Raw genomic sequence first — 20,837 nt, 5'->3', positions numbered from 1 at the left:
GAGTTTGGCATACCCCCGCGCAACACGAAAGACTCCCGGGCCAGACAGCGGGTGTGCATGGACGCAGTCTTCGCTATAATCCGCGACCTGCCCACGCCGCAGGCTCGCCGAGCGCTGTTTTTAATAGCGATTTACCACAGCCTGGGCCGCCATTACCTCGGTCTATGAATAGGGCCTGAAAGGATCGCGCATGTTTGAAAATCTGACTGACCGTCTCTCGCAGACGCTGCGCCACGTTACCGGCAAGGCCAAGCTGACCGAGGACAATATTAAAGACACCCTGCGTGAAGTGCGCATGGCGTTGCTGGAAGCCGACGTGGCCTTGCCGGTGGTGAAGGACTTCGTCAACTCGGTCAAAGAGCGCGCGGTGGGCACCGAAGTGTCCCGCAGCCTGACCCCAGGCCAGGCGTTCGTGAAGATCGTCCAGGCCGAACTCGAAAGCCTGATGGGCGCGGCCAATGAAGACTTGAACCTCAGTGCGGTGCCGCCGGCTGTCGTCTTGATGGCGGGTCTGCAAGGTGCGGGTAAGACCACCACCGCCGGCAAGCTGGCGCGCTTCCTTAAAGAGCGCAAGAAGAAGTCCGTGATGGTAGTGTCGGCCGACGTGTACCGTCCGGCCGCTATCAAGCAGCTGGAAATGCTCGCAGGCGAAGTGGGCGTGACCTTTTTCCCGTCCGACCTGAGCCAGAAGCCGGTCGACATCGCCAACGCTGCCATTAAAGAAGCCAAGCTCAAGTTCATCGACGTGGTCATCGTCGATACCGCCGGCCGCCTGCACATCGATGAAGAGATGATGGGCGAGATCAAGGCGTTGCATGCCGCGATCAACCCGGTCGAGACGCTGTTCGTGGTCGACGCCATGACCGGCCAGGACGCGGCCAACACCGCCAAGGCCTTCGGCGACGCACTGCCGCTGACCGGCGTGATCCTGACCAAGGTCGACGGCGATGCCCGTGGCGGTGCCGCGCTGTCGGTACGTGCCATCACCGGCAAGCCGATCAAGTTCATCGGTATGGGCGAGAAGAGCGAAGCGCTCGAACCGTTCCACCCTGAGCGTATCGCCTCGCGTATCCTCGGCATGGGCGACGTGCTCAGCCTGATCGAACAGGCCGAAGCCACCCTCGACAAGGACAAGGCCGACAAGCTGGCCAAGAAACTGAAGAAGGGCAAGGGCTTCGACCTCGAAGACTTCCGCGACCAACTGCAACAGATGAAGAACATGGGCGGCCTCGGCGGCCTGATGGACAAGCTGCCGAACATCGGCGGTGTGAACCTGGCGCAGATGGGCAATGCCCAGGGCGCGGCAGAGAAGCAGTTCAAGCAGATGGAAGCCATCATCAACTCCATGACCCCGGCCGAGCGCCGCGACCCTGAGCTGATCAGCGGTTCGCGCAAGCGTCGGATCGCCATGGGTTCCGGCACCCAGGTGCAGGACATCGGTCGCTTGATCAAGCAACACAAGCAGATGCAGAAGATGATGAAGAAATTCTCCGCCAAGGGCGGTATGGCCAAGATGATGCGCGGCATGGGCGGTATGTTGCCCGGCGGCGGCATGCCTAAAATGTAAAGTATTCGAGCGGGAGCCCAGCTCCTGCTCCGACCCACAGGGATGTGGGATCTCCAGCAAACCCGCCGTTGGCGGGCGCTGACTCGCCGTTTTAACCGACGGCTCTATAGCAGATCTGAGTGGCACGCTGATAGGCGCCAGAAAAAGACATTTGCAAAAGTCCGGATATTCCTTAGAATATGCGGCCTTTCGGGCACCTATGCCCGCTGTGCATTTAGATTTGCAGCACCGACTACAGGAACGATGTTCACATGCTAACAATCCGTCTTGCCCTTGGCGGCTCCAAAAAGCGCCCGTTTTACCACTTGACCGTAACCGACAGCCGCAACCCGCGCGACGGTTCGCACAAGGAACAGGTTGGCTTCTTCAACCCTGTTGCTCGTGGTCAAGAAGTTCGTCTGTCCGTGAACCAAGAGCGCGTAGCCTACTGGCTGAGCGTGGGTGCACAGCCATCCGAGCGCGTTGCAAAACTGTTGAAGGACTCGGCTAAGGCCGCAGCCTGAGCAATATGAACGCGACGCCAGCTGTTGCTGATGATTTGATCGTTATCGGCAAGATTTACTCGGTTCATGGCGTTCGCGGCGAAGTGAAGGTGTATTCCTTTACTGATCCGACTGAAAACCTGTTGCAGTACAAAACCTGGACGCTCAAGCGCGAGGGTAGTGTGAAACAGGTCGAGCTGGTCAGTGGACGCGGGAGCGACAAGTTCCTGGTCGCAAAGCTCAAGGGTCTTGATGATCGTGAGGAAGCTCGTCTTCTGGCCGGTTATGAGATCTGCGTGCCGCGCAACCTGTTCCCTGAATTGACCGACGGCGAGTACTACTGGTACCAGCTGGAAGGTCTGAAGGTTATTGATCAACTCGGGCAACTGTTCGGGAAAATCGATCATCTTCTGGAAACCGGCGCCAATGATGTAATGGTGGTCAAGCCTTGCGCTGGCAGCCTGGATGATCGCGAACGCCTGTTGCCGTATACCGAGCAATGCGTGTTGGCCGTCGACCTGGCAGCGGGCGAGATGAAGGTGGAATGGGACGCGGACTTCTAGGCGTGGCTAATTTGCGCATTGAAGTGATCAGTTTGTTTCCCGAGATGTTTTCCGCCATCAGCGAGTACGGCATCACCAGTCGGGCGGTGAAACAGGGGCTGTTGCAGCTTACCTGTTGGAACCCGCGAGACTACACGACGGATCGACATCACACTGTGGACGATCGCCCATTTGGCGGTGGTCCGGGCATGGTGATGAAGATCAAGCCCCTGCAAGACGCGTTGGTTCAGGCCAAGGCCGCTGCCGGGGAGAAGGCGAAGGTGATTTACCTGTCCCCTCAAGGCCGTCAGCTGAAACAGGCTGGGGTCCGCGAACTGGCGAATGAGGAAGCACTGATCCTGATTGCCGGTCGCTATGAAGGCATTGACGAGCGTTTTATTGAAGCTCATGTCGATGAAGAGTGGTCGATTGGGGACTATGTCCTGTCTGGCGGCGAGCTGCCGGCGATGGTCCTGATAGATGCGGTTACACGACTGCTGCCTGGAGCTTTAGGGCATGCGGACTCCGCGGAGGAAGATTCCTTCACGGATGGTTTGCTGGATTGCCCGCACTACACCCGACCGGAGGTGTATGCGGATCAGCGTGTTCCCGACGTATTGCTAAGTGGCAATCACGCACACATCCGGCGTTGGCGTTTACAGCAGTCCCTTGGTCGGACCTATGAACGACGCGCCGATCTTCTGGAAAGCCGCTCGCTTTCTGGAGAAGAGAAGAAGCTGCTCGAGGAATACATCCTCGCGCGGGACGATAGTTAACAACGTATCGATGGTAGGTCCATTGACTTACCTTAGGAGCACAGCATGACTAACAAAATCATCCTTGCACTCGAAGCAGAGCAGATGACCAAAGAGATCCCTACCTTTGCCCCGGGCGACACCATTGTCGTTCAGGTGAAAGTGAAGGAAGGCGACCGTTCGCGTCTGCAAGCGTTCGAAGGCGTGGTAATCGCCAAGCGTAACCGTGGTGTGAACAGTGCTTTCACTGTTCGTAAAATCTCCAACGGTGTTGGCGTAGAGCGTACTTTCCAGACCTACAGCCCGCAAATCGACAGCATGGCCGTCAAGCGTCGCGGTGACGTACGTAAAGCCAAGCTGTACTACCTGCGTGACCTGTCCGGTAAAGCAGCTCGCATCAAGGAAAAACTGGCTTAAGTCCAGTTTCCCGATGCAGAAAAAAGCAGCCTACGGGCTGCTTTTTTGTGCCTGAAATTTGTCCCTTTCCCGGTATTTGTCCATGACCACCCGTCTTGAAGAAATCCAGCGTCGCACCGACCTGTCCGTCACCCACGTGACCAAGGCTGTGTTCCCGCCGACCACCAACCACCACAACACCTTGTTCGGTGGCACCGCCTTGGCGTGGATGGATGAAGTGTCGTTCATCACGGCCACGCGTTTTTGCCGGTTGCCGCTGGTGACCGTCTCTACCGACCGTATCGATTTCAATCACGCCATCCCGGCGGGTTCCATCGTCGAGCTGATCGGCCGTGTGATCAAGGTCGGCAACACCAGCCTCAAGGTCGAGGTGGAAGTGTTCGTCGAGAGCATGAGTGCCGATGGTCGCGAAAAGGCGATCCAGGGTGTGTTCAGTTTTGTGGCCATTGATGCGGACAAGCGCCCGGTACCGGTGCTGCCTGGATTTGTAGACTGATTCAGATCGAGTCGCGGCCATCGGGGGCAAGCCCCCTCCCACATTTGGAACGCATTCCTCTGTGGGAGGGGGCTTGCCCGCGATAGGATGTCGCTGACAACACCTTTTCCAAGTGCGAACCCCCATGCCTGCCATTGACCATCCATTGATCGACCGTTTCCTCGACGCCCTGTGGCTGGAAAAAGGCCTCTCGGACAACACGCGCCAGGCTTACCGCAGCGACCTTGCGCTGTTCAATGGTTGGTTGCAGGAGAAAAACCTCGAGCTGATCAACGCCGGCCGCGAGCTGATTCTCGACCACTTGGCCTGGCGTCTGGAACAGAACTACAAGCCACGTTCCACCGCACGATTTCTTTCCGGCGTGCGTGGTTTTTATCGCTATCTGTTGCGGGAAAAGCTGATCGCCCTCGACCCCACCCTGCAAGTGGATATGCCACAACTTGGCAGGCCATTGCCCAAATCCCTGTCGGAAGCCGACGTGGAGGCGTTGCTCGCCGCCCCCGACCTCAGCGAGGCCATCGGTCAACGCGACCGCGCCATGCTCGAAGTGCTCTACGCCTGTGGCCTGCGGGTGACCGAGCTGATCAGCCTGACCCTGGAGCAAGTCAACCTGCGCCAGGGCGTGTTGCGGGTGATGGGCAAGGGCAGCAAGGAGCGCCTGGTGCCAATGGGCGAGGAGGCGATTGTGTGGGTCGAGCGCTATATGCGCGATGCCCGCAGCGAACTGCTCGGCGGACGTCCTAGCGATGTGCTGTTTCCCAGCCTGCGTGGCGAGCAGATGACACGCCAGACCTTCTGGCACCGCATCAAGCACCAGGCCAAGGTCGCCGGGATCGGCAAGGCGCTGTCACCCCACACGCTGCGCCATGCATTCGCCACGCATTTGCTCAACCACGGTGCGGATTTGCGTGTGGTGCAGATGCTGCTCGGGCACAGCGACTTGTCCACCACCCAGATCTACACCCACGTGGCGCGCGCGCGTTTGCAGGATATGCACGCCAAGCACCACCCGCGAGGCTGAAAACGTCCAATTTATCCGGCCACGGGCTGCCCTGCGGCCCAACTGTGGTAGGCTTTGTCGGTTAGCAAAGGGGACGACCCAGACCTGTGTTTCCAAGCAGTGTTACTGCCCGTCCCTGCATCTGCCTTCAGGAGTTCCCATGCGCTTGACCCAGATTATTGCCGCCGCAGCCATTGCGTTGGTTTCCACCTTTGCCTTCGCCGATGACGCTGCCGAGCAGACCATCCGCAAGAGCCTGGCCAACCTGCAGCTCGACACCCCGATCGAGAGCATCAGCGCCAGCCCGATGGCCGGCCTGTACGAAGTCAAACTCAAGGGCAGCCGCGTGTTGTATGCCAGTGCCGATGGTCAATACATCGTCCAGGGCTACCTGTTCCAGTTGAAGGATGGCAAGCCGGTCAACCTGACTGAAAAAGCCGAACGCCTGGGCGTGTCCAAGCTGATCAATGGCATTCCAGTGGCCGAGACTGTGGTTTACCCGGCTATCGGTGAGACCAAGACCCACATCACCGTGTTCACCGACACCACCTGCCCGTACTGCCACAAGCTGCACGCCGAAGTGCCTGCGTTGAACAAGCTGGGTGTGGAGGTGCGCTACGTTGCGTTCCCGCGCCAGGGCCTGGGTTCGCCGGGTGACGAGCAGTTGCAGGCAGTATGGTGCTCGGCCGACAAGAAAGCGGCGATGGACAAGATGGTCGACGGCAAGGAAATCAAGGCCGCCAAATGCGCCAACCCGGTTTCCAAGCAGTTTGCCCTGGGACAGTCCATCGGCGTCAACGGCACACCGGCCATCGTTTTGGCTGACGGCCAAGTGATTCCGGGCTACCAGCCGGCACCACAAGTTGCGAAACTGGCGCTGAGTGCCAAATAAACCAGCATCGTCGAACCTTTGACGATCATGGCCTGTGGACAAGTCGACAGGTCATTAATTGAAAGCCGCAGTCGTGCGGCTGTTTTCCACGGCCGACCTCGCGTCGGCCGTTTCATGGGGAGTTCTTCAGTGAAACCGGTCAAAGTAGGCATCTGTGGGTTAGGGACCGTCGGTGGCGGCACCTTCAACGTACTTCAGCGTAATGCTGAAGAAATTTCCCGCCGTGCAGGTCGCGGGATTGAAGTGGCGCAAATTGCCACGCGTTCGCCAAAGCCTCAGTTCGAAACGACCGGTATTGCGATTACCAACGATGTCTTCGCCGTGGCCACCAACCCTGAAATCGATATCGTCATCGAGCTGGTGGGCGGCTACACCGTGGCCCGCGAGTTGGTGCTCAAGGCCATCGAGAACGGCAAGCACGTGGTTACCGCCAACAAGGCGCTGATCGCGGTGCACGGCAACGAGATCTTCGCCAAGGCGCGCGAGAAGGGCGTGATCGTGGCATTCGAAGCCGCCGTGGCCGGTGGCATCCCGGTAATCAAGGCGATCCGTGAAGGCCTCTCCGCCAACCGCATCAACTGGGTGGCCGGCATCATCAACGGCACCGGCAACTTCATCCTCACCGAAATGCGCGAGAAGGGTCGCACCTTCGAAGACGTTCTCGCCGAGGCCCAGGCCCTGGGTTACGCCGAAGCCGACCCGACCTTTGACGTGGAAGGTATCGACGCGGCGCACAAGCTGACCATCCTGGCGTCCATCGCCTTTGGTATCCCGCTGCAGTTCGACAAGGCCTACACCGAAGGCATCACCAAGCTGACCACCGCCGACGTGAACTACGCCGAAGCCCTGGGCTACCGCATCAAGCACCTGGGCGTTGCGCGCAGCACCTCAGCCGGTATCGAGTTGCGTGTGCACCCGACGCTGATCCCGGCCGACCGCCTGATCGCCAACGTCAATGGCGTGATGAACGCGGTGATGGTCAACGGTGACGCCGCCGGTTCCACGTTGTTCTACGGCGCAGGCGCCGGCATGGAGCCAACCGCTTCGTCGGTGATCGCCGACCTGGTGGACGTGGTGCGTGCGATGACCAGCGACCCGGAAAACCGCGTGCCGCACCTGGCCTTCCAGCCGGACTCGCTGTCGGCCCACCCGATCCTGCCGATCGAAGCCTGCGAAAGCGCCTACTACCTGCGCATCCAGGCCCAGGATCACCCGGGCGTATTGGCCCAGGTGGCGAGCATCCTGTCCGAGCGCGGTATCAATATCGAGTCGATCATGCAGAAGGAAGTCGAGGAGCAAAACGGCCAGGTGCCGATGATCCTGCTGACTCACCGCGTGCTTGAACAGCACATCAACGATGCCATCGCCGCCCTGGAAGCCCTGCAAGGCGTGGTCGGCCCGGTGGTGCGGATTCGCGTCGAACACCTGAACTAATGGTTTTGCGGCAAGGGCCCCGCTGCTTCGGCGGCCCTTGTTCAAAAATGCTCTAGAGGAGCCAGTCATGCGTTATATCAGCACCCGCGGCCAGGCACCGGCCCTGAATTTCGAAGACGTCCTGCTCGCAGGCCTTGCCACTGACGGTGGCCTGTACGTGCCGGAAAACCTGCCACGCTTCACCCAGGAAGAGATCGCTTCGTGGGCCGGCCTGCCGTACCACGAGCTGGCCTTCCGGGTGATGCGCCCGTTCGTCACCGGCAGCATTCCCGACGCCGATTTCAAGAAGATCCTCGAAGAAACCTACGGCGTGTTTTCCCACAACGCCATCGCGCCTCTGCGCCAACTGAATGGTAACGAGTGGGTGCTGGAGCTGTTCCACGGCCCGACCCTGGCGTTCAAGGACTTCGCCCTGCAACTGCTGGGGCGCCTGCTGGATTATGTGCTGGAGAAGCGCGGCGAGCGCGTGGTGATCATCGGTGCCACCTCCGGTGATACCGGTTCGGCGGCCATCGAAGGTTGCAAGCACTGCGAAAACGTCGACATCTTCATCCTGCACCCGCACAAGCGTGTGTCAGAAGTGCAGCGCCGCCAGATGACCACCATATTCGGCGAGAACATCCATAACATCGCCATCGAAGGCAACTTCGATGACTGCCAGGAAATGGTCAAGAACAGCTTCGCTGACCAGAGCTTCCTCAAAGGCACGCGCCTGGTGGCGGTGAACTCGATCAACTGGGCGCGGATCATGGCCCAGATCGTCTACTACTTCCATGCATCGCTGCAGTTGGGCGGCCCAGCGCGTTCGGTGTCGTTCTCGGTGCCGACCGGTAACTTCGGCGACATTTTCGCCGGTTACCTGGCGCGGAACATGGGCCTGCCGATCAACCAGTTGATCGTTGCCACCAACCGCAACGACATCCTGCACCGCTTCATGAGCGGCAACCAGTACGTCAAGGAAACGCTGCACGCGACCTTGTCGCCGTCCATGGACATCATGGTCTCGTCGAACTTCGAACGCCTGCTGTTCGACATGCACGGTCGCAACGGTGCGGCGATTGCCGGCTTGATGGACACTTTCAAGAGCGGCGGCGGTTTCAGCGTGGATGAAGAGCGCTGGAGCGAAACCCGCAAGCTGTTCGACTCCCTGGCCGTGGACGACGCGCAGACCTGCGAAACCATCGCTGAAGTCTATGCCCAGACCGGCGAGCTGCTCGACCCGCACACCGCCATCGGCGTGAAGGCCGCCCGCGAGTGCCGTCGCAGCCTGGATATCCCGATGGTCATCCTGGGCACCGCCCATCCGGTGAAATTCCCGGAAGCGGTGGAGAAGGCCGGTGTTGGCAAGGCGCTGGAGTTGCCGGTGCACCTGGCTGACCTGTTCGAGCGTGAAGAGCGTTGCACCGTGTTGGCCAATGACCTGAAGGCCGTGCAGGCGTTTGTGAGCCAGCATGGCAACCGGGGTAAGCCGTTGTAAGGCACACCGCGCAGACAAAAACGCCGCTTTCCCTTCCTTGGGTCAGCGGCGTTTTTCGTTTCTGGCAGGCCCCGTTTGGTACACGCGGCTATGTGAGTAGTTTCTGCACGATGGCCAAGACAGTGCTGAACGCCGTAAACATGGCCATGACTACGCCCAATGGATACCAGAAATTCTCACGGGTTATCTTGTGTGTCTCGGCAGTGAGTTTGCGTTGCTCGGCATAAATGCGTGATATGTCGGCGTGAATCTTCTCAAGCGCAGCTTGCTCTTTGTCGTGTTCAAGCATCGTATTTATCCTTCGCAATATGGGCCTTTTGACATGCGCTCCTGCCTGCAAGGCAAAGTAATCAGCGCCCACCGAGTATAGGATTCACCTTGGGCCTCAACGCCCGGAAACCCCAAAAAAGCCGCCCATTGCGTAAGCACTTATGTGCGACCGTTTTTTCGTTGTCATGTTGCAAGCGCATGCTGGAATCCGTCACCCCCTGACGGCCCCATAAAGACGATAAAGCGAACTTTCCTACGTCACAAACAGTCACTTAGGATAGATGCAGCTCCCGTTGAAACGATTGTTCCCGAACTATTGAGTGGTGATCGAGATGGAAAGTATCAGCCTATTGCTCGAAGAAGCACTGAGCCCTTATCAGGTTACGCTGACCACCTCTGGTGTGCAGGACGAGTGCCTGGTAACCGTGAAGAATCCTGCTGGCGCCATCGTGGTCGAGCGTGACGTCGACCGCGCCCAATTGATGGACAAGCGCATGCTGGTGGATGTGGTGGATTGCCTGCTGCGTGACATCAAAATTGCCGAAGGACGTCTGGAGCCCTCGGTCATCGCGGCCTTGCGCAACGCAGCCCAGACTCGCAACGCCACCGCCGCATGAAGAATTGTTTAACTGTGGAAACTTCCTACAGCGTGGCCGGTCAGATTTTGTAACAGCAAGAGCAAACATTGTGCTCCGGTGTTTGTGCCTTGCTGTACTGGTCTTTGTAGGCCACGTTTAACCCCAAAGTGTCTCCCCACTCTTTGGGGTTTCTTTTTGCCTGCGATTTGTCACGGCTCTGGCGAGTCCTGGAAAAAACTCGGGTTATCCCGCAGGTAATGGGTGCGCATGATCGGGTCCAGCCATGAGGCATACGACTGCTGCACTTGTTCCAGCGGGATCTCGCGCAGTATCTGGTCGATTCGTTTGATGGCCCGGCGCCCCTGGGGCGTATCCGAGCAGCCGATGTGCGTACGCTGATACGGCGCCGAGCCTTTGATCGGGTAGAAGCTCAGGTCATCCGAGGCGATGCCTTGCTGCATCGCGTGGTAGCGGATCTCCGGCCAGTAACCCAGCACGGCCTCCAAGCGACCCAGCCGCTGCATTTGTAACAGGCTGCCCAGTGCATCGTTGCCGTAGTGCAGCGCGAGTGTGTGCGTGTCGGCCTGTTTGAGCTGTGTATCAATAAGAGGCCCGTAGCTGCGCTCCGCAGTAGCGCCCACCCGTGCCTTGTGCGCATCGAGGAACGCCTGCAGGTCAAACTGGCCCTGGGAGATATAGGCGGCCATGGCTTCCTGCTGGCTGCGCCGGATCGTGATCCCATTGCTGGCGACCACAAAGGCCTGGTTGGAAAACACCACGTACCTGGCCCGCTCGGCGGTCCACAACAAGGAAGGATCACAGGTGAATGTGGGCTCGCGCAGCATTTGTGTGCCCCGTGCGCGATTGACGTGCAGCACTTGGTGCCGGTATTCCGGCAGGTGCTCGATCAGCCTCGGCAACAGTTGGTCCAGTGCGCCCTGGCCTTTGCGCGGGCCTTCGAAAATGGTCAGCGGCGGTAAATCGCGCAAAAGCCAGATCAGTGTGTCCTCGGCATTGGCCGGTAGAGGCCAGGCGCAGGCCATCATGATCGCGAGGTACAACTGAGCAACCCTACGGGCCATCAGATCACGCCTTTCTCGCGCAGACGCACAATGCCAGCAGCGTCATAACCCAGCCCGCCGAGCACTACGCTGTTATGTTCACCCAGTTGCGGCCCCACCCATTCACAGCTGCCCGGCGTTTCCGACAGCTTGGGCACGATGCCCGGCATCTTGAATTCCTTGCCGCCGGGAAGCTGGGCCTTGAGGAACATTTCCCTGGCGAGGAATTGCGGGTCGCCCAACATGTCCTCGGCACTGTAGATCCGGCTGGCAGGCACCTCGGCTTTGTTCAGCACGTCTATCACCTGATCCAGCGGCAGCGAGTTCACCCAACGATCGATCACTCCATACAGCTCGTCGCGGCGGCTATCACGCCCGTCGTTGCTGGCCAGTACCGGATCGTTGGCCAAATCTTCACGGTCGATGGCCGACATGAAACGCTTGAAGATCGCATCGCCATTGGCGCCGATCTGCACATGCTTGCCGTCGGCGCTCGTATGGATGGACGAAGGCGTGATGCCGGGCATGATGTTGCCGGTGCGTTCGCGAATAAAGCCGAACACGTCGAACTCCGGGATCATGCTTTCCATCATGGCGAAGATGGCTTCGTACAGCGCCACATCCACCACCTGGCCCAGGCCACCGTTGACCTCGCGATGACGCAGCGCCATCAGTGCGCCGATCACCGCCCACAACGCGGCAATCGAGTCGCCGATGGAAATGCCGGTGCGTACCGGCGGGCGGTCTTCGAAACCGGTGATATAGCGCAGGCCGCCCATGGATTCACCCACAGCACCGAACCCTGGCTGGTCTTTCATCGGCCCGGTCTGGCCAAAGCCGGAGAGACGCACCATCACCAACTTGGGGTTCAGCGCGTGCAGGGTCTCCCAACTCAGGCCGAGCTTTTCCAGCACGCCGGGGCGGAAGTTCTCGATCAGGATGTCGGCGTCCGCCAACAGCTTCTTGAGAATGGCCAGGCCGTCCGGGTGCTTGAGGTTCAGCGTCAGTGACTGCTTGTTGCGCGCCTGCACGAACCACCACAGTGAAGTGCCCTCGTACAACTTGCGCCATTTTCGCAGCGGGTCGCCGCCGTCCGGCGATTCGACCTTGATCACCTCGGCGCCGAATTCGGCGCAGATACGTGAGGCGAACGGGCCGGCGATCAGGGTGCCGAGTTCGATGACTTTCAGGCCGGCAAGCGGTTTGGCATTAAACGACATGAGGATCCTTGTCTGCGCAGGGCGGTGGTGTGATGCCTTTTAACATAGGCGAGCTGCCCAGGGCAGCGCCGGATTCGTTGATTGGCCTCGTCATCGGTTAGACTGGCCGCCTTTCCCTGTCTCTAGAAGCCCGTTCATGGCCCAGCCGTCCACGACCTACAAATTCGAACTCAACCTCACCGACCTCGACCGCTCGGTGTACGAGAGCGTCAAACAGACCATCGCCCGCCACCCGTCGGAAACCGAAGAGCGCATGACCGTGCGCCTGCTGGCCTACGCCCTCTGGTACAACGAGCAGTTGTCGTTCGGGCGTGGCCTGTCAGATGTAGACGAGCCAGCCCTGTGGGAAAAAAGCCTGGATGACCGGGTGTTGCACTGGATCGAAGTCGGCCAGCCCGATGCCGACCGCCTCACCTGGTGTTCGCGCCGCACCGAACGCACCAGCCTGCTGGCCTACGGCAGCTTGCGTGTGTGGGAAGGCAAGGTGGTGCCGGTGGCAAACAACCTGAAAAACGTACACATCGCTGCCGTGCCGCAGGAAGTCCTTGAGACCCTGGCCAAGGACATGCCGCGTGTTATCAAGTGGGACGTGATGATCAGCGAAGGCACGATCTTCGTCACCGACGACCGCGGCCAACACGAAGTACAACTGCAATGGCTGGTTGGCGAACGCGGTTGACTGTGGGCGCGCGCTGTTCTCTGTAGGAGCGAGCTTGCTCGCGAAAAATCTGAGGGCACCGCGTTCAACCAGGCACCCTGCGTCATCGTTGACCACCTTCGCGAGCAAGTTCGCTCCTACAGTCAATCAAAGAGAAGTCACCACCGCCCCATGCGTATCGACCCCCGCCCGTTGCCCGCCGTCCTGCCGTTTCTTGGTGAATTGCCGCCGCTGTTGACCCGTCTTTACGCCGCGCGCGGGGTACAGTCCGAGGCCGAACTGGATAAAAGCCTGGCGCGGTTGATTCCCTACCAGCAGCTCAAGGGCATCGACGCGGCGGTCGACCTGCTGGTGACAGCATTGGAGCAACGCCAACGCATCCTCATCGTCGGTGACTTCGATGCCGACGGCGCCACCGCCAGCACCGTGGGCACCTTGGGGCTCCGGTTGCTCGGCGCGGCCCATGTCGATTACCTGGTGCCCAACCGTTTCGAATACGGCTACGGCCTGACCCCGGAAATCGTCGCGGTGGCCCTGCAGCGCGAGCCGCAGTTGCTCATTACCGTGGACAATGGCATCTCCAGCGTCGAAGGTGTGGCAGCGGCGAAGGCTGCGGGGTTGCAGGTGCTGGTGACCGACCACCACTTGCCCGGCGACGAGTTGCCGGCGGCAGATGCCATCGTCAACCCGAACCAGCCCGGCTGTGAATTCCCGAGCAAGGCGCTGGCCGGCGTGGGCGTGATCTTCTACGTGCTGATGGCCTTGCGCGCGCGCCTGCGCAGCTTGGGGTGGTACGAGAACACGCCACAGCCAAACATCGGCGAGTTGCTCGACCTGGTCGCCCTGGGCAGCGTTGCTGACGTGGTGCCCCTGGACGCCAACAACCGCATCCTGGTGCATCAGGGGCTGGAGCGTATCCGCGCCGGTCGTGCACGGCCGGGGATCAAGGCGATCCTCGAGGTGGCCAAGCGCGACGCCGCGCGTATCACCTCAACCGATCTGGGCTTTATCCTCGGGCCGCGCCTGAACGCCGCCGGGCGCCTGGATGACATGAGCCTGGGCATCGAATGCCTGCTCACCACCGACGTTGCCGCCGCCCGTGAAATGGCGGCGCAACTGGACGGCATGAACCAGGACCGCAAATCCATCGAGCAAGGCATGCAGCGCGAGGCTCTGGCCCAGCTCAAGGACTTGCCGGTGGAGTCGATGCCCTACGGTTTGTGCCTGTTCGACCCGGAATGGCACCAAGGTGTGATCGGGATCCTGGCGTCACGCATGAAAGAGCGCTACTTCCGCCCGACCATCGCCTTCGCCGACGCCGGCGATGGCTTGCTCAAGGGCTCGGGGCGCTCGGTGCAGGGGTTCCATATCCGTGATGCCCTGGCGGTGGTCGCCAGCCAGCATCCGAACCTGATCAGCAAATACGGCGGTCACGCCATGGCGGCCGGGCTGACATTGCCCGAGGAAAACTTCCCGCTGTTTGCCGAAGCCTTCGATGCCGAAGTGCGTCGGCAACTGCGCGAAGAAGACCTGACCGGTCGTCTGCTGTCAGATGGCACGCTGGCGGTGGAAGAGTTTCACTTGGAGCTGGCTCGTGCGCTGCGGCATGCCGGGCCGTGGGGGCAGCACTTTCCCGAGCCGTTGTTTCATGGCGTGTTTCAGTTGGTGGAGCAGCGCGTCGTGGGCGAGCGGCACTTGAAAGTTGTGCTCAAGAGCGAATGCGGCTCCGTGAAGCTCGATGGCATTGCGTTTGGGGTGGACCGGGAGATTTGGCCGAACCCAACCGTGCGCTGGGTGGAATTGGCCTACAAGCTGGATGTGAACGAATTTCGCGGGAATGAGACCGTGCAGTTGATGATTGCGCACATCGAGCCACGTTAGATTTCACCAACACCACAAACCAATGTGGGAGGGGGCTTGCCCCCGATGCCGGTGGGTCAGCTACAGATAAGCTGACTGAAACACCGCTATCGGGGGCAAGCCCCCTCCCACATTTTGATGGGTGTAAGGCTCGGGCTTATTCGGTTTTGGTTTGGTGTTTGACGATGATATCCACCAACCGCTTGGCCAGCGCCGGGTAGTTCTCATCGAAGTGATGTCCACCTGGCAGCTTGATGGCTTCACCTACGGCCGTCTTGTCCGTGCAGCCACTCTCGTCGACTTCTTCGGCGCCGTAGATGCACACCACTTTGTCGGCCGGCAGCTTGGCCATTTCCGGGCCGGTGGCGGCTTCTTTGCCGGCATTGCCCAGCCAACCTTCCACTTCAATCTCGAAGCTGCCTGTGCGCGCAAACGCCAGCAGGATGATTGCGTCCACACGCTGCTGCTCGTTCTCCGGCAGGCGATTGTAGATGGCTGGCAATACATCGGCACCGAACGAATAGCCGGTCAGTACGAAGCGCTTGGTGCCCCATTTCTGACGGTAGTGCTGCATCAGCTCGGTGAGATCCTTGGCGCTTTGTTCGGGAGTCTTGTGCTGCCAGTAGTAGCGCAGGGTGTCGATACCCACCACCGGGTAGCCGATCTTGGCCATCTCGCCAGCCACGTCGCGGTCGAGGTCACGCCAGCCGCCGTCGCCGGACAGGAACAGGGTGACAGTGTCCTTGGCCTGGCCGGCCGGTACTTCAACCACCGGGATCGCCAGGCCACCGTTGTCGGAGCCCACCAGTTGCTTGCGCAACTCGTTGTTCAGCACTTGCGGGTAATGAATGTCGTAGTCGCTGATGCTGGTGGTGGCACGCGGTGTGTCACGGACGAAACTGGCGGCGTCATCCTCAGGGTTGTCGTTCCAGGCCACCAGCCAGTTGCCGTGGGCGGAAGTTTTCGGCAGCGGGTCGGTGCAGCCTGGCTGGGTCATGGCGAAGCCGACGGAGATGGCATTGGCCTTGTCGTCGGTCTGTGCCGCCAGCCAGCGCCAGGCCAGGCTTGCGCCGGGGCCGATGCCACTAACCAGCGTCGCCGGGCCCTTGAGCTGGCCCAGGGCGCTTTGCAGCGCTTGTTCCTGCAGTTTGCAGTCATCCTTGGGCAGGATCACCTGGACAATCTGCGCCTTGCCGCCTTGGCTCAAGGCAATCAGTTGACTGTCGGTCAGGGTTTCATCGGCCATCACGGCCACGGCCACGCGGGCTTTCGGCGTGCCGTTGGGGGTCACGCGGGTCATGACCGAACCATCGGCCTGGGGCAGTTGCTCCAGCACCGGTTGTGGGGCAGGGCGGTTCCAGTACCAATAGCCACCACCCAGGATCAGGGCGAGCAGCACTACAAAGGCCAATACATACCGCCAGGAGCGTCGAATCATCAGCGTTTCACCAATCCAGTCAAGCCGCCCGCGATCAGGGCGGCGGTATCGGCCAGTGCCACCAGCGGATCAAGTCCTGCGGGCACGGCCATGTAACGGGGTTCCCAGTCAGGCTGGAACTTGTCTTTGAAGCGGCGCAAACCTTGGAAGTTATACAGTTGCTCGCCACGGCGGAACACCATCGAGCCCAGGCGTTGGGTCAGCGGGGCGCCGCGTCGTGGTTGCAGGCCCGACAACGGCACCATGCCGAGGCTGAAGCGGGCGTAGCCGTGACTCTTATAGTGTTGAATCAGGCCGACCATCATGAATTCCATGGTCAGCTTGGGCGCGTCCGGGTGGGCGCGCATCAGGTCAAGACTGGCCAGGTCATGGTTGTAGGTCTCGAGCAGGTTGGCGAAGGCCACCGGGCGCCCTTCGAAGCGAATGATCGCTATGCGAAAGTGTTTGAGGTAGTCGTCGCTGAAGCGCCCCAGGGAAAAACCCTTTTCCCGCACGTTCTTGCCGGTCAGCCAGGCATCGGAGATCACCTTGAGCTCGTCCATCGGCGCCGTGCCCGGTTCGCAGATCTCCAGGGACAAGCCGTCCCGCGAGCCACGGTTCCAGGTGTAGCGCAGGTCCTTCATCTCTTTGCCCTTGGCTTCCAGGTCAAAGCGTTTCAGGTCGACGCGGGCTTCTTCGCCCAGCTTGATCGCGGTGAGGCCGATGTCCATGTAGTACGGCAGGTTCTCCGCGCGCACCTGGTAGAACACCGGGCGGGCGTGGTGGATGTCGCACAGGTCGCGGAACTGCCAGATCATCTCGGCGCGGGGTTGGGTCGGGCCGATAGGGTCGTACAACGCCACCAGGCTGCGACCGCGACGGGCGTACATCAGGAACGCTTCGTCGTTGGGGTGGAACAGCAGCGCCTTGTCACCGGTGAGCGCCAGGCCGCCATCAGGCTGGGAAGAGGCCATCAGGATCTTGCTGGCGCGCTCCAGTTCATCGGGTGTCGGCAAATGGATCACCGGGCGCGCGGTACGCAGCAGCCAGGTCAGGGACACGATCACCAGCAACACGGCGGCGCCGAGCAGCGAGCGCAGGCCACGGGGGGCGTTGGCGTCCAGGGTGAACTGCCACCACAGCTGGTGGCTGTACGGTACGTCCTGATAGGCGAACAGCAACAGCCAGATCGACGCTCCGAGCACACAGACACTGGCCACCAGGTACAGCGGCGAGAACGGCAGCTCGGTGAGGCGGCTGGCACGATAGAACGAGCGTCGGAAGATCGCCAGCAGGATCGCGGTCATCGTCATCAGGCTGGCTTCTTCCCAGTCGAAGCCTTTGAGCAGCGAGAGCAGGGCGCCCGCCAGCAAGAGCACCATAGTCAGCATCCAGGCGGCCGACAGGCGTCGACGCAGGCCTTGGGCCAACAGCAGGCACAACACGCCGATCAGGCTGGCGCCAAAGTGCGAGGCGTCAATCAGGCGGTGGGGAATCAGGAAGCCGATGTTTTCCAGGCGCGAGTCGATTTCGGGCGTGGCGCCAGAGAACAGCAGGACCACGCCGGACAGAAAAACCAGGACGGCCAGTACTGGCGCCGCCAGCCCCGAGGCGACCCGCAGGCTTTGCTGGGTCTGGAACAGGCGCTGCGCTTCGTTGACCAGCAGGAACACGCAGGCGATCAGCAGGGGCAGCACCACGTAGATCATGCGGTACAGCAGCAGGGCGGCGGCCAGTGGCGCGGCGCCCAGTTTGTCAGCGAAGGCCGCCAGCAGGATCGCTTCGAATACACCCACACCGCCCGGTACATGGCTGAGTACACCGGCGGCCAGCGCCAGCAGGTACACGAGCAGGAAGGGGCCGAAGGGCGGCGCCTCGGGCAGCAGCATATAAAGGACGGTAGCGGCGGCGGCAACGTCCAGTGCGGTAATGATCAGTTGCAGGAAGGTCAGGCGACGGCCCGGCAGGCGCAAGGTGCGGCGGCCGGCTTTGACCAACAGGTTGTCCGGGTAGGGTTGCTCCGGCAGGCGACGGCGATAAATGCCGATGCACAACACCGCCGACAACAGCAGCACCGCGCCGGCAATACCGCCCAGCACCGCTTGCGGCAAATGCAGGTAGGTCGATGCGGCGGGCAGGTTGCTCAGTGTTGCCAATGCAGCCAGTGGCGGCAGGGCAGTGCCCAGCGCCAGGCTGGCGAACACGGTCATATGGGCGACTTCGGATGCACCGATGCCATGGCGTGCATATAAGCGGTAGCGTACCGATCCGCCGGAAAGCATCGACAGGCCAATGGCATTGCCGATGGCGAACGCGGTAAAGCCGCCGAGGGCCAGGGTCTTGGCGGGCAGGTTTACGCCAGCATAGCGGGCGCCGGAGAATTCATAGCCCAATAGAATGACAAAACCGGCAACGGCTGCGGCAAACGCTCCCAGCAGCGCGGGCTTGGGCACTTCCAGGATCGAGTCGTGGAGGGCGTAGAGGTCCAGCTCCAGCAGCAGGTGGCGGCAGGCGATCAGGGCGATGGCAAACAGCAATAACGTGACGGCCAGCCCGATAGGTTGCCGGTACTTGCTCACCAGATCCAGCCAACGCAAGCGAGTGGGTGTGATCGGTTGTTCTGCTGTGACGGTGTCTTGTGGTTCAGACGAGTTGGCGCGCATCAATCACCTCGTGGATTGTGCGCGACAGGATGGAGGTATCCAGCCAAGTTACCAATCCCTATGGACAAAATAATTACAAATATTAACGCGTATCGCCGGGGGCGGCGACTGCGGCCATTGGTCGTAGAGGGCAGCGCTTGAGCATTGAGCATAGCTTGCAATGAGATGGACTCTACAAACCGTGTACGGTTTCATGAAAGATGCCATGCCATTGTTTCAGAAGAACTTTTTCACCGGATACAAAAAAGGCCACTCTTTCGAGTAGCCTTTTTTGATGTTTGGTTGCGGGAGCCGGATTTGAACCGACGACCTTCGGGTTATGAGCCCGACGAGCTACCAGACTGCTCCATCCCGCGTCTGTGGGCGGCATTCTACAGTCCAGCGGCGAGGTGTCAACCGTTAATGGGCCGATGGGTCAAATAAGTGTGAATTAGCCGTTGAATGTCGGCCATGCACCGTAAGTGCGCGAAGGGCAAAGATTTTTTGTCTTACAATTTTTGTACAGGACAAAACAGGCACGCACAAAAAAGGCCACTCTTTCGAGTAGCCTTTTTTGATGTTTGGTTGCGGGAGCCGGATTTGAACCGACGACCTTCGGGTTATGAGCCCGACGAGCTACCAGACTGCTCCATCCCGCGTCTGTGTGTCGGCATTCTACAGAGGAACGCCGGTGTGTCAACCTGTGAATTAAAGAAAAGCGCTTGTGGTTCAATCGCTTAGCTCTCCATAAAGACCCCTTGATACCCCGCGGGCCCAGTCTGGCCGAGGCTTTCAGCTCTATCGGAAGGCCGAATCCGATTGAGAAAATAAATTCATCCTCGAATTTTCCTACCGCTTAAGCGGAAGATTCAAACTACTGGTGCTATATACAGGTGTGAATGCGATACTGGCCACCCGTAGGTACATACCCCGTTTATATGACGCAGCGCAAAATCATCCACGTCGACTGTGATTGCTTCTACGCCGCCATCGAGATGCGCGATGACCCGAGCCTGGCGCAAAAACCGCTGGCAGTGGGCGGCTCGGCGGACCGGCGCGGCGTGATTGCCACCTGCAACTACGAGGCGCGCGCCTATGGCGTGCGCTCGGCCATGTCGTCGCGGCATGCCTTGAAGCTGTGCCCGGACCTGACCATCGTCAAGCCACGCATGGACGCTTATAAGGAAGCCTCCAAGGAAATCCAGACGATCTTTCGCGACTACACCGACCTGATCGAGCCGCTGTCGCTGGATGAGGCTTACCTGGATGTGTCCGACACCCCGCACTTTGGCGGCAGCGCCACGCGCATCGCCCAGGACATTCGTCGCCGTGTCTCCAACCAACTGCACATCACCGTATCCGCAGGCGTGGCGCCGAACAAGTTCCTGGCCAAGATCGCCAGCGACTGGAAGAAACCCAACGGCCTGTTTGTGATTACCCCGGACCAGGTCGAAGACTTTGTCTCACAGTTGCGGGTCAGCAAGTTGCACGGTGTGGGCAAGGTTACGGCCGATAAACTGGCGCGCCTGGGCATCGAAGACTGCTTGCAACTGCGCGAGTGGAACAAGCTGGCGCTGGTGCGCGAATTCGGCAGTTTTGGCGAGCGGTTGTGGAGCCTGGCGCGTGGGATCGATGACCGTGTGGTGCAGAACGACAGTCGTCGGCAATCGATCAGTGTGGAAAATACCTATGACGTGGACCTGCCGGACCTCTCAAGCTGCCTGGCCAAACTTCCCGAACTGATGGAGACCCTGGCCGGGCGCATGGCGCGCATCGATAGTAGTTACAGGGCGGGCAAGCCGTTCGTGAAGGTGAAGTTTCATGACTTTACCCAGACCACATTGGAGCAGTCCGGGGCAGGGCGGGACCTGGAGAGTTATCAACAGCTGCTGACGCAGGCGTTCAACCGGGGAGGGAAACCGGTGCGGTTGTTGGGGATTGGGGTGCGGTTGCTGGATTTAAGCAATGGCAACGAACAGCTCGAGTTCTCCTGGTAGAGACCGAGAACCACATGTGGGAGCGGGCTTGCTCGCGAATACGGAGTGTCAGTCACCAGATGCATTGACTGA

19 protein-coding genes, 2 tRNA genes and 1 pseudogene are annotated in these 20,837 nt (G+C 60.2%); 14 read left to right on the top strand and 8 right to left on the bottom strand.

Annotation, left to right across the window (positions count from 1 at the left end):
* Positions 1 to 190: 190 nt before the first annotated feature.
* From ffh to thrC, 10 genes are all read left to right on the top strand, one after another.
* Entirely contained in the window at positions 191 to 1,567 is a 1,377-nt protein-coding gene (ffh, locus tag BLR69_RS15720; protein ID WP_003193965.1) for a signal recognition particle protein, read from the top strand.
* A gap of 251 nt (positions 1,568 to 1,818) precedes the next feature.
* Positions 1,819 to 2,070: a 30S ribosomal protein S16 gene (rpsP, locus tag BLR69_RS15715; protein WP_003175899.1), complete on the top strand. Its 252-nt coding sequence runs from the start codon at positions 1,819 to 1,821 to the stop codon at positions 2,068 to 2,070.
* Between the two features lie 5 nt (positions 2,071 to 2,075).
* On the top strand, positions 2,076 to 2,612 hold the full coding sequence (gene rimM, locus BLR69_RS15710) for a ribosome maturation factor RimM (RefSeq protein WP_053135622.1): 537 nt from the start codon (positions 2,076 to 2,078) through the stop codon (positions 2,610 to 2,612).
* The gene (gene trmD, locus BLR69_RS15705; RefSeq protein ID WP_172832132.1) at positions 2,594 to 3,367 is read left to right on the top strand and encodes a tRNA (guanosine(37)-N1)-methyltransferase TrmD; all 774 of its coding nucleotides are present in this window, start codon (positions 2,594 to 2,596) and stop codon (positions 3,365 to 3,367) included. Before rimM ends, trmD begins: the two co-directional genes overlap by 19 nt.
* Before the next feature lie 45 nt (positions 3,368 to 3,412).
* Entirely contained in the window at positions 3,413 to 3,763 is a 351-nt protein-coding gene (rplS, locus tag BLR69_RS15700; protein ID WP_003175895.1) for a 50S ribosomal protein L19, read from the top strand.
* Positions 3,764 to 3,845: 82 nt separating this feature from the next.
* A complete protein-coding gene (locus BLR69_RS15695; RefSeq protein ID WP_003193963.1) occupies positions 3,846 to 4,259 on the top strand; it encodes an acyl-CoA thioesterase in 414 nt (137 codons plus the stop codon).
* A gap of 124 nt (positions 4,260 to 4,383) precedes the next feature.
* Complete coding sequence (xerD, locus tag BLR69_RS15690) at positions 4,384 to 5,280, top strand: site-specific tyrosine recombinase XerD (protein ID WP_058423323.1); 897 nt, start codon at positions 4,384 to 4,386, stop codon at positions 5,278 to 5,280.
* A gap of 139 nt (positions 5,281 to 5,419) precedes the next feature.
* Entirely contained in the window at positions 5,420 to 6,151 is a 732-nt protein-coding gene (locus BLR69_RS15685) for a thioredoxin fold domain-containing protein (protein WP_010207987.1), read from the top strand.
* Between the two features lie 129 nt (positions 6,152 to 6,280).
* Positions 6,281 to 7,585 (top strand): homoserine dehydrogenase, encoded by a 1,305-nt coding sequence (locus BLR69_RS15680; protein WP_071496470.1) that lies wholly within the window; start codon positions 6,281 to 6,283, stop codon positions 7,583 to 7,585.
* A gap of 67 nt (positions 7,586 to 7,652) precedes the next feature.
* On the top strand, positions 7,653 to 9,062 hold the full coding sequence (thrC, locus tag BLR69_RS15675) for a threonine synthase (RefSeq protein WP_071496471.1): 1,410 nt from the start codon (positions 7,653 to 7,655) through the stop codon (positions 9,060 to 9,062).
* A gap of 88 nt (positions 9,063 to 9,150) precedes the next feature.
* Here thrC and BLR69_RS15670 read toward each other — a convergent pair whose 3' ends face one another.
* Positions 9,151 to 9,351 carry a hypothetical protein gene (locus BLR69_RS15670; RefSeq protein WP_043205840.1) on the bottom strand — a complete coding sequence of 67 codons (201 nt, stop codon included), beginning with the start codon at positions 9,349 to 9,351 and terminating at the stop codon, positions 9,151 to 9,153.
* Positions 9,352 to 9,664: 313 nt separating this feature from the next.
* Here BLR69_RS15670 and BLR69_RS15665 point away from each other — a divergent pair, with 313 nt between their 5' ends.
* A complete protein-coding gene (locus BLR69_RS15665) occupies positions 9,665 to 9,949 on the top strand; it encodes a DUF3509 domain-containing protein (RefSeq protein ID WP_071496472.1) in 285 nt (94 codons plus the stop codon).
* Positions 9,950 to 10,119: 170 nt separating this feature from the next.
* On the opposite strand, the gene BLR69_RS15660 is transcribed toward BLR69_RS15665, so the two are convergent.
* Complete coding sequence (locus tag BLR69_RS15660; protein WP_071496473.1) at positions 10,120 to 10,992, bottom strand: TIGR02285 family protein; 873 nt, start codon at positions 10,990 to 10,992, stop codon at positions 10,120 to 10,122.
* Positions 10,992 to 12,191, bottom strand: a complete 1,200-nt coding sequence (locus BLR69_RS15655) for a CaiB/BaiF CoA transferase family protein (RefSeq protein WP_071496474.1) — start codon at positions 12,189 to 12,191, stop codon at positions 10,992 to 10,994. The genes BLR69_RS15660 and BLR69_RS15655 overlap by 1 nt, the downstream gene beginning before the upstream one ends.
* A 136-nt stretch (positions 12,192 to 12,327) precedes the next feature.
* Between BLR69_RS15655 and BLR69_RS15650 the strand changes: the two genes are divergently transcribed.
* On the top strand, positions 12,328 to 12,870 hold the full coding sequence (locus tag BLR69_RS15650) for a YaeQ family protein (RefSeq protein WP_032858231.1): 543 nt from the start codon (positions 12,328 to 12,330) through the stop codon (positions 12,868 to 12,870).
* Between the two features lie 21 nt (positions 12,871 to 12,891).
* On the opposite strand, the pseudogene BLR69_RS31365 reads toward BLR69_RS15650, so the two are convergent.
* Positions 12,892 to 12,996: pseudogene (locus BLR69_RS31365) on the bottom strand (outer membrane lipoprotein carrier protein LolA); the annotation flags it as partial.
* Between the two features lie 24 nt (positions 12,997 to 13,020).
* On the opposite strand from BLR69_RS31365, the gene recJ reads away from it, so the two are divergent.
* The gene (gene recJ, locus BLR69_RS15645) at positions 13,021 to 14,730 is read left to right on the top strand and encodes a single-stranded-DNA-specific exonuclease RecJ (protein ID WP_071496475.1); all 1,710 of its coding nucleotides are present in this window, start codon (positions 13,021 to 13,023) and stop codon (positions 14,728 to 14,730) included.
* 136 nt (positions 14,731 to 14,866) lie between these two features.
* Here recJ and BLR69_RS15640 read toward each other — a convergent pair whose 3' ends face one another.
* The 4 genes from BLR69_RS15640 to BLR69_RS15625 all read right to left on the bottom strand — a co-directional run bounded on the left by BLR69_RS15640 (position 14,867) and on the right by BLR69_RS15625 (position 19,427).
* Positions 14,867 to 16,147, bottom strand: a complete 1,281-nt coding sequence (locus BLR69_RS15640) for a virulence factor family protein (RefSeq protein WP_071496476.1) — start codon at positions 16,145 to 16,147, stop codon at positions 14,867 to 14,869.
* A complete protein-coding gene (gene mprF / locus BLR69_RS15635; RefSeq protein ID WP_058423316.1) occupies positions 16,147 to 18,789 on the bottom strand; it encodes a bifunctional lysylphosphatidylglycerol flippase/synthetase MprF in 2,643 nt (880 codons plus the stop codon). The genes BLR69_RS15640 and mprF overlap by 1 nt, the downstream gene beginning before the upstream one ends.
* A gap of 279 nt (positions 18,790 to 19,068) precedes the next feature.
* Positions 19,069 to 19,145 (bottom strand) — tRNA-Met (locus BLR69_RS15630).
* Between the two features lie 205 nt (positions 19,146 to 19,350).
* Positions 19,351 to 19,427, bottom strand: a tRNA-Met gene (locus BLR69_RS15625).
* Positions 19,428 to 19,706: 279 nt separating this feature from the next.
* On the opposite strand from BLR69_RS15625, the gene dinB reads away from it, so the two are divergent.
* Entirely contained in the window at positions 19,707 to 20,765 is a 1,059-nt protein-coding gene (gene dinB / locus BLR69_RS15620; RefSeq protein ID WP_071496477.1) for a DNA polymerase IV, read from the top strand.
* The last annotated feature ends 72 nt before the right edge of the window (positions 20,766 to 20,837 follow it).

It is taken from the genome of Pseudomonas azotoformans, assembly GCF_900103345.1.
Lineage (GTDB): Bacteria > Pseudomonadota > Gammaproteobacteria > Pseudomonadales > Pseudomonadaceae > Aquipseudomonas > Aquipseudomonas azotoformans.
Note: the sequence above shows the minus strand (reverse complement) of the source record. Positions and strands in the feature narration are given on the sequence as shown.

Bases quoted from the DNA above. Each gene is read 5' to 3' on its own strand.
- ffh (WP_003193965.1), top strand. From the start codon at position 191: ATGTTTGAAAATCTGACTGACCGTCTCTCGCAGACGCTGCGCCACGTT.
- rpsP (WP_003175899.1), top strand. From the start codon at position 1,819: ATGCTAACAATCCGTCTTGCCCTTGGCGGCTCCAAAAAGCGCCCGTTT.
- rimM (WP_053135622.1), top strand. From the start codon at position 2,076: ATGAACGCGACGCCAGCTGTTGCTGATGATTTGATCGTTATCGGCAAG.
- trmD (WP_172832132.1), top strand. From the start codon at position 2,594: ATGGGACGCGGACTTCTAGGCGTGGCTAATTTGCGCATTGAAGTGATC.
- rplS (WP_003175895.1), top strand. From the start codon at position 3,413: ATGACTAACAAAATCATCCTTGCACTCGAAGCAGAGCAGATGACCAAA.
- BLR69_RS15695 (WP_003193963.1), top strand. From the start codon at position 3,846: ATGACCACCCGTCTTGAAGAAATCCAGCGTCGCACCGACCTGTCCGTC.
- xerD (WP_058423323.1), top strand. From the start codon at position 4,384: ATGCCTGCCATTGACCATCCATTGATCGACCGTTTCCTCGACGCCCTG.
- BLR69_RS15685 (WP_010207987.1), top strand. From the start codon at position 5,420: ATGCGCTTGACCCAGATTATTGCCGCCGCAGCCATTGCGTTGGTTTCC.
- thrC (WP_071496471.1), top strand. From the start codon at position 7,653: ATGCGTTATATCAGCACCCGCGGCCAGGCACCGGCCCTGAATTTCGAA.
- BLR69_RS15670 (WP_043205840.1), bottom strand. From the start codon at position 9,351: ATGCTTGAACACGACAAAGAGCAAGCTGCGCTTGAGAAGATTCACGCC.
- BLR69_RS15665 (WP_071496472.1), top strand. From the start codon at position 9,665: ATGGAAAGTATCAGCCTATTGCTCGAAGAAGCACTGAGCCCTTATCAG.
- BLR69_RS15660 (WP_071496473.1), bottom strand. From the start codon at position 10,992: ATGGCCCGTAGGGTTGCTCAGTTGTACCTCGCGATCATGATGGCCTGC.
- BLR69_RS15655 (WP_071496474.1), bottom strand. From the start codon at position 12,191: ATGTCGTTTAATGCCAAACCGCTTGCCGGCCTGAAAGTCATCGAACTC.
- BLR69_RS15650 (WP_032858231.1), top strand. From the start codon at position 12,328: ATGGCCCAGCCGTCCACGACCTACAAATTCGAACTCAACCTCACCGAC.
- recJ (WP_071496475.1), top strand. From the start codon at position 13,021: ATGCGTATCGACCCCCGCCCGTTGCCCGCCGTCCTGCCGTTTCTTGGT.
- BLR69_RS15640 (WP_071496476.1), bottom strand. From the start codon at position 16,147: ATGATTCGACGCTCCTGGCGGTATGTATTGGCCTTTGTAGTGCTGCTC.
- mprF (WP_058423316.1), bottom strand. From the start codon at position 18,789: ATGCGCGCCAACTCGTCTGAACCACAAGACACCGTCACAGCAGAACAA.
- dinB (WP_071496477.1), top strand. From the start codon at position 19,707: ATGACGCAGCGCAAAATCATCCACGTCGACTGTGATTGCTTCTACGCC.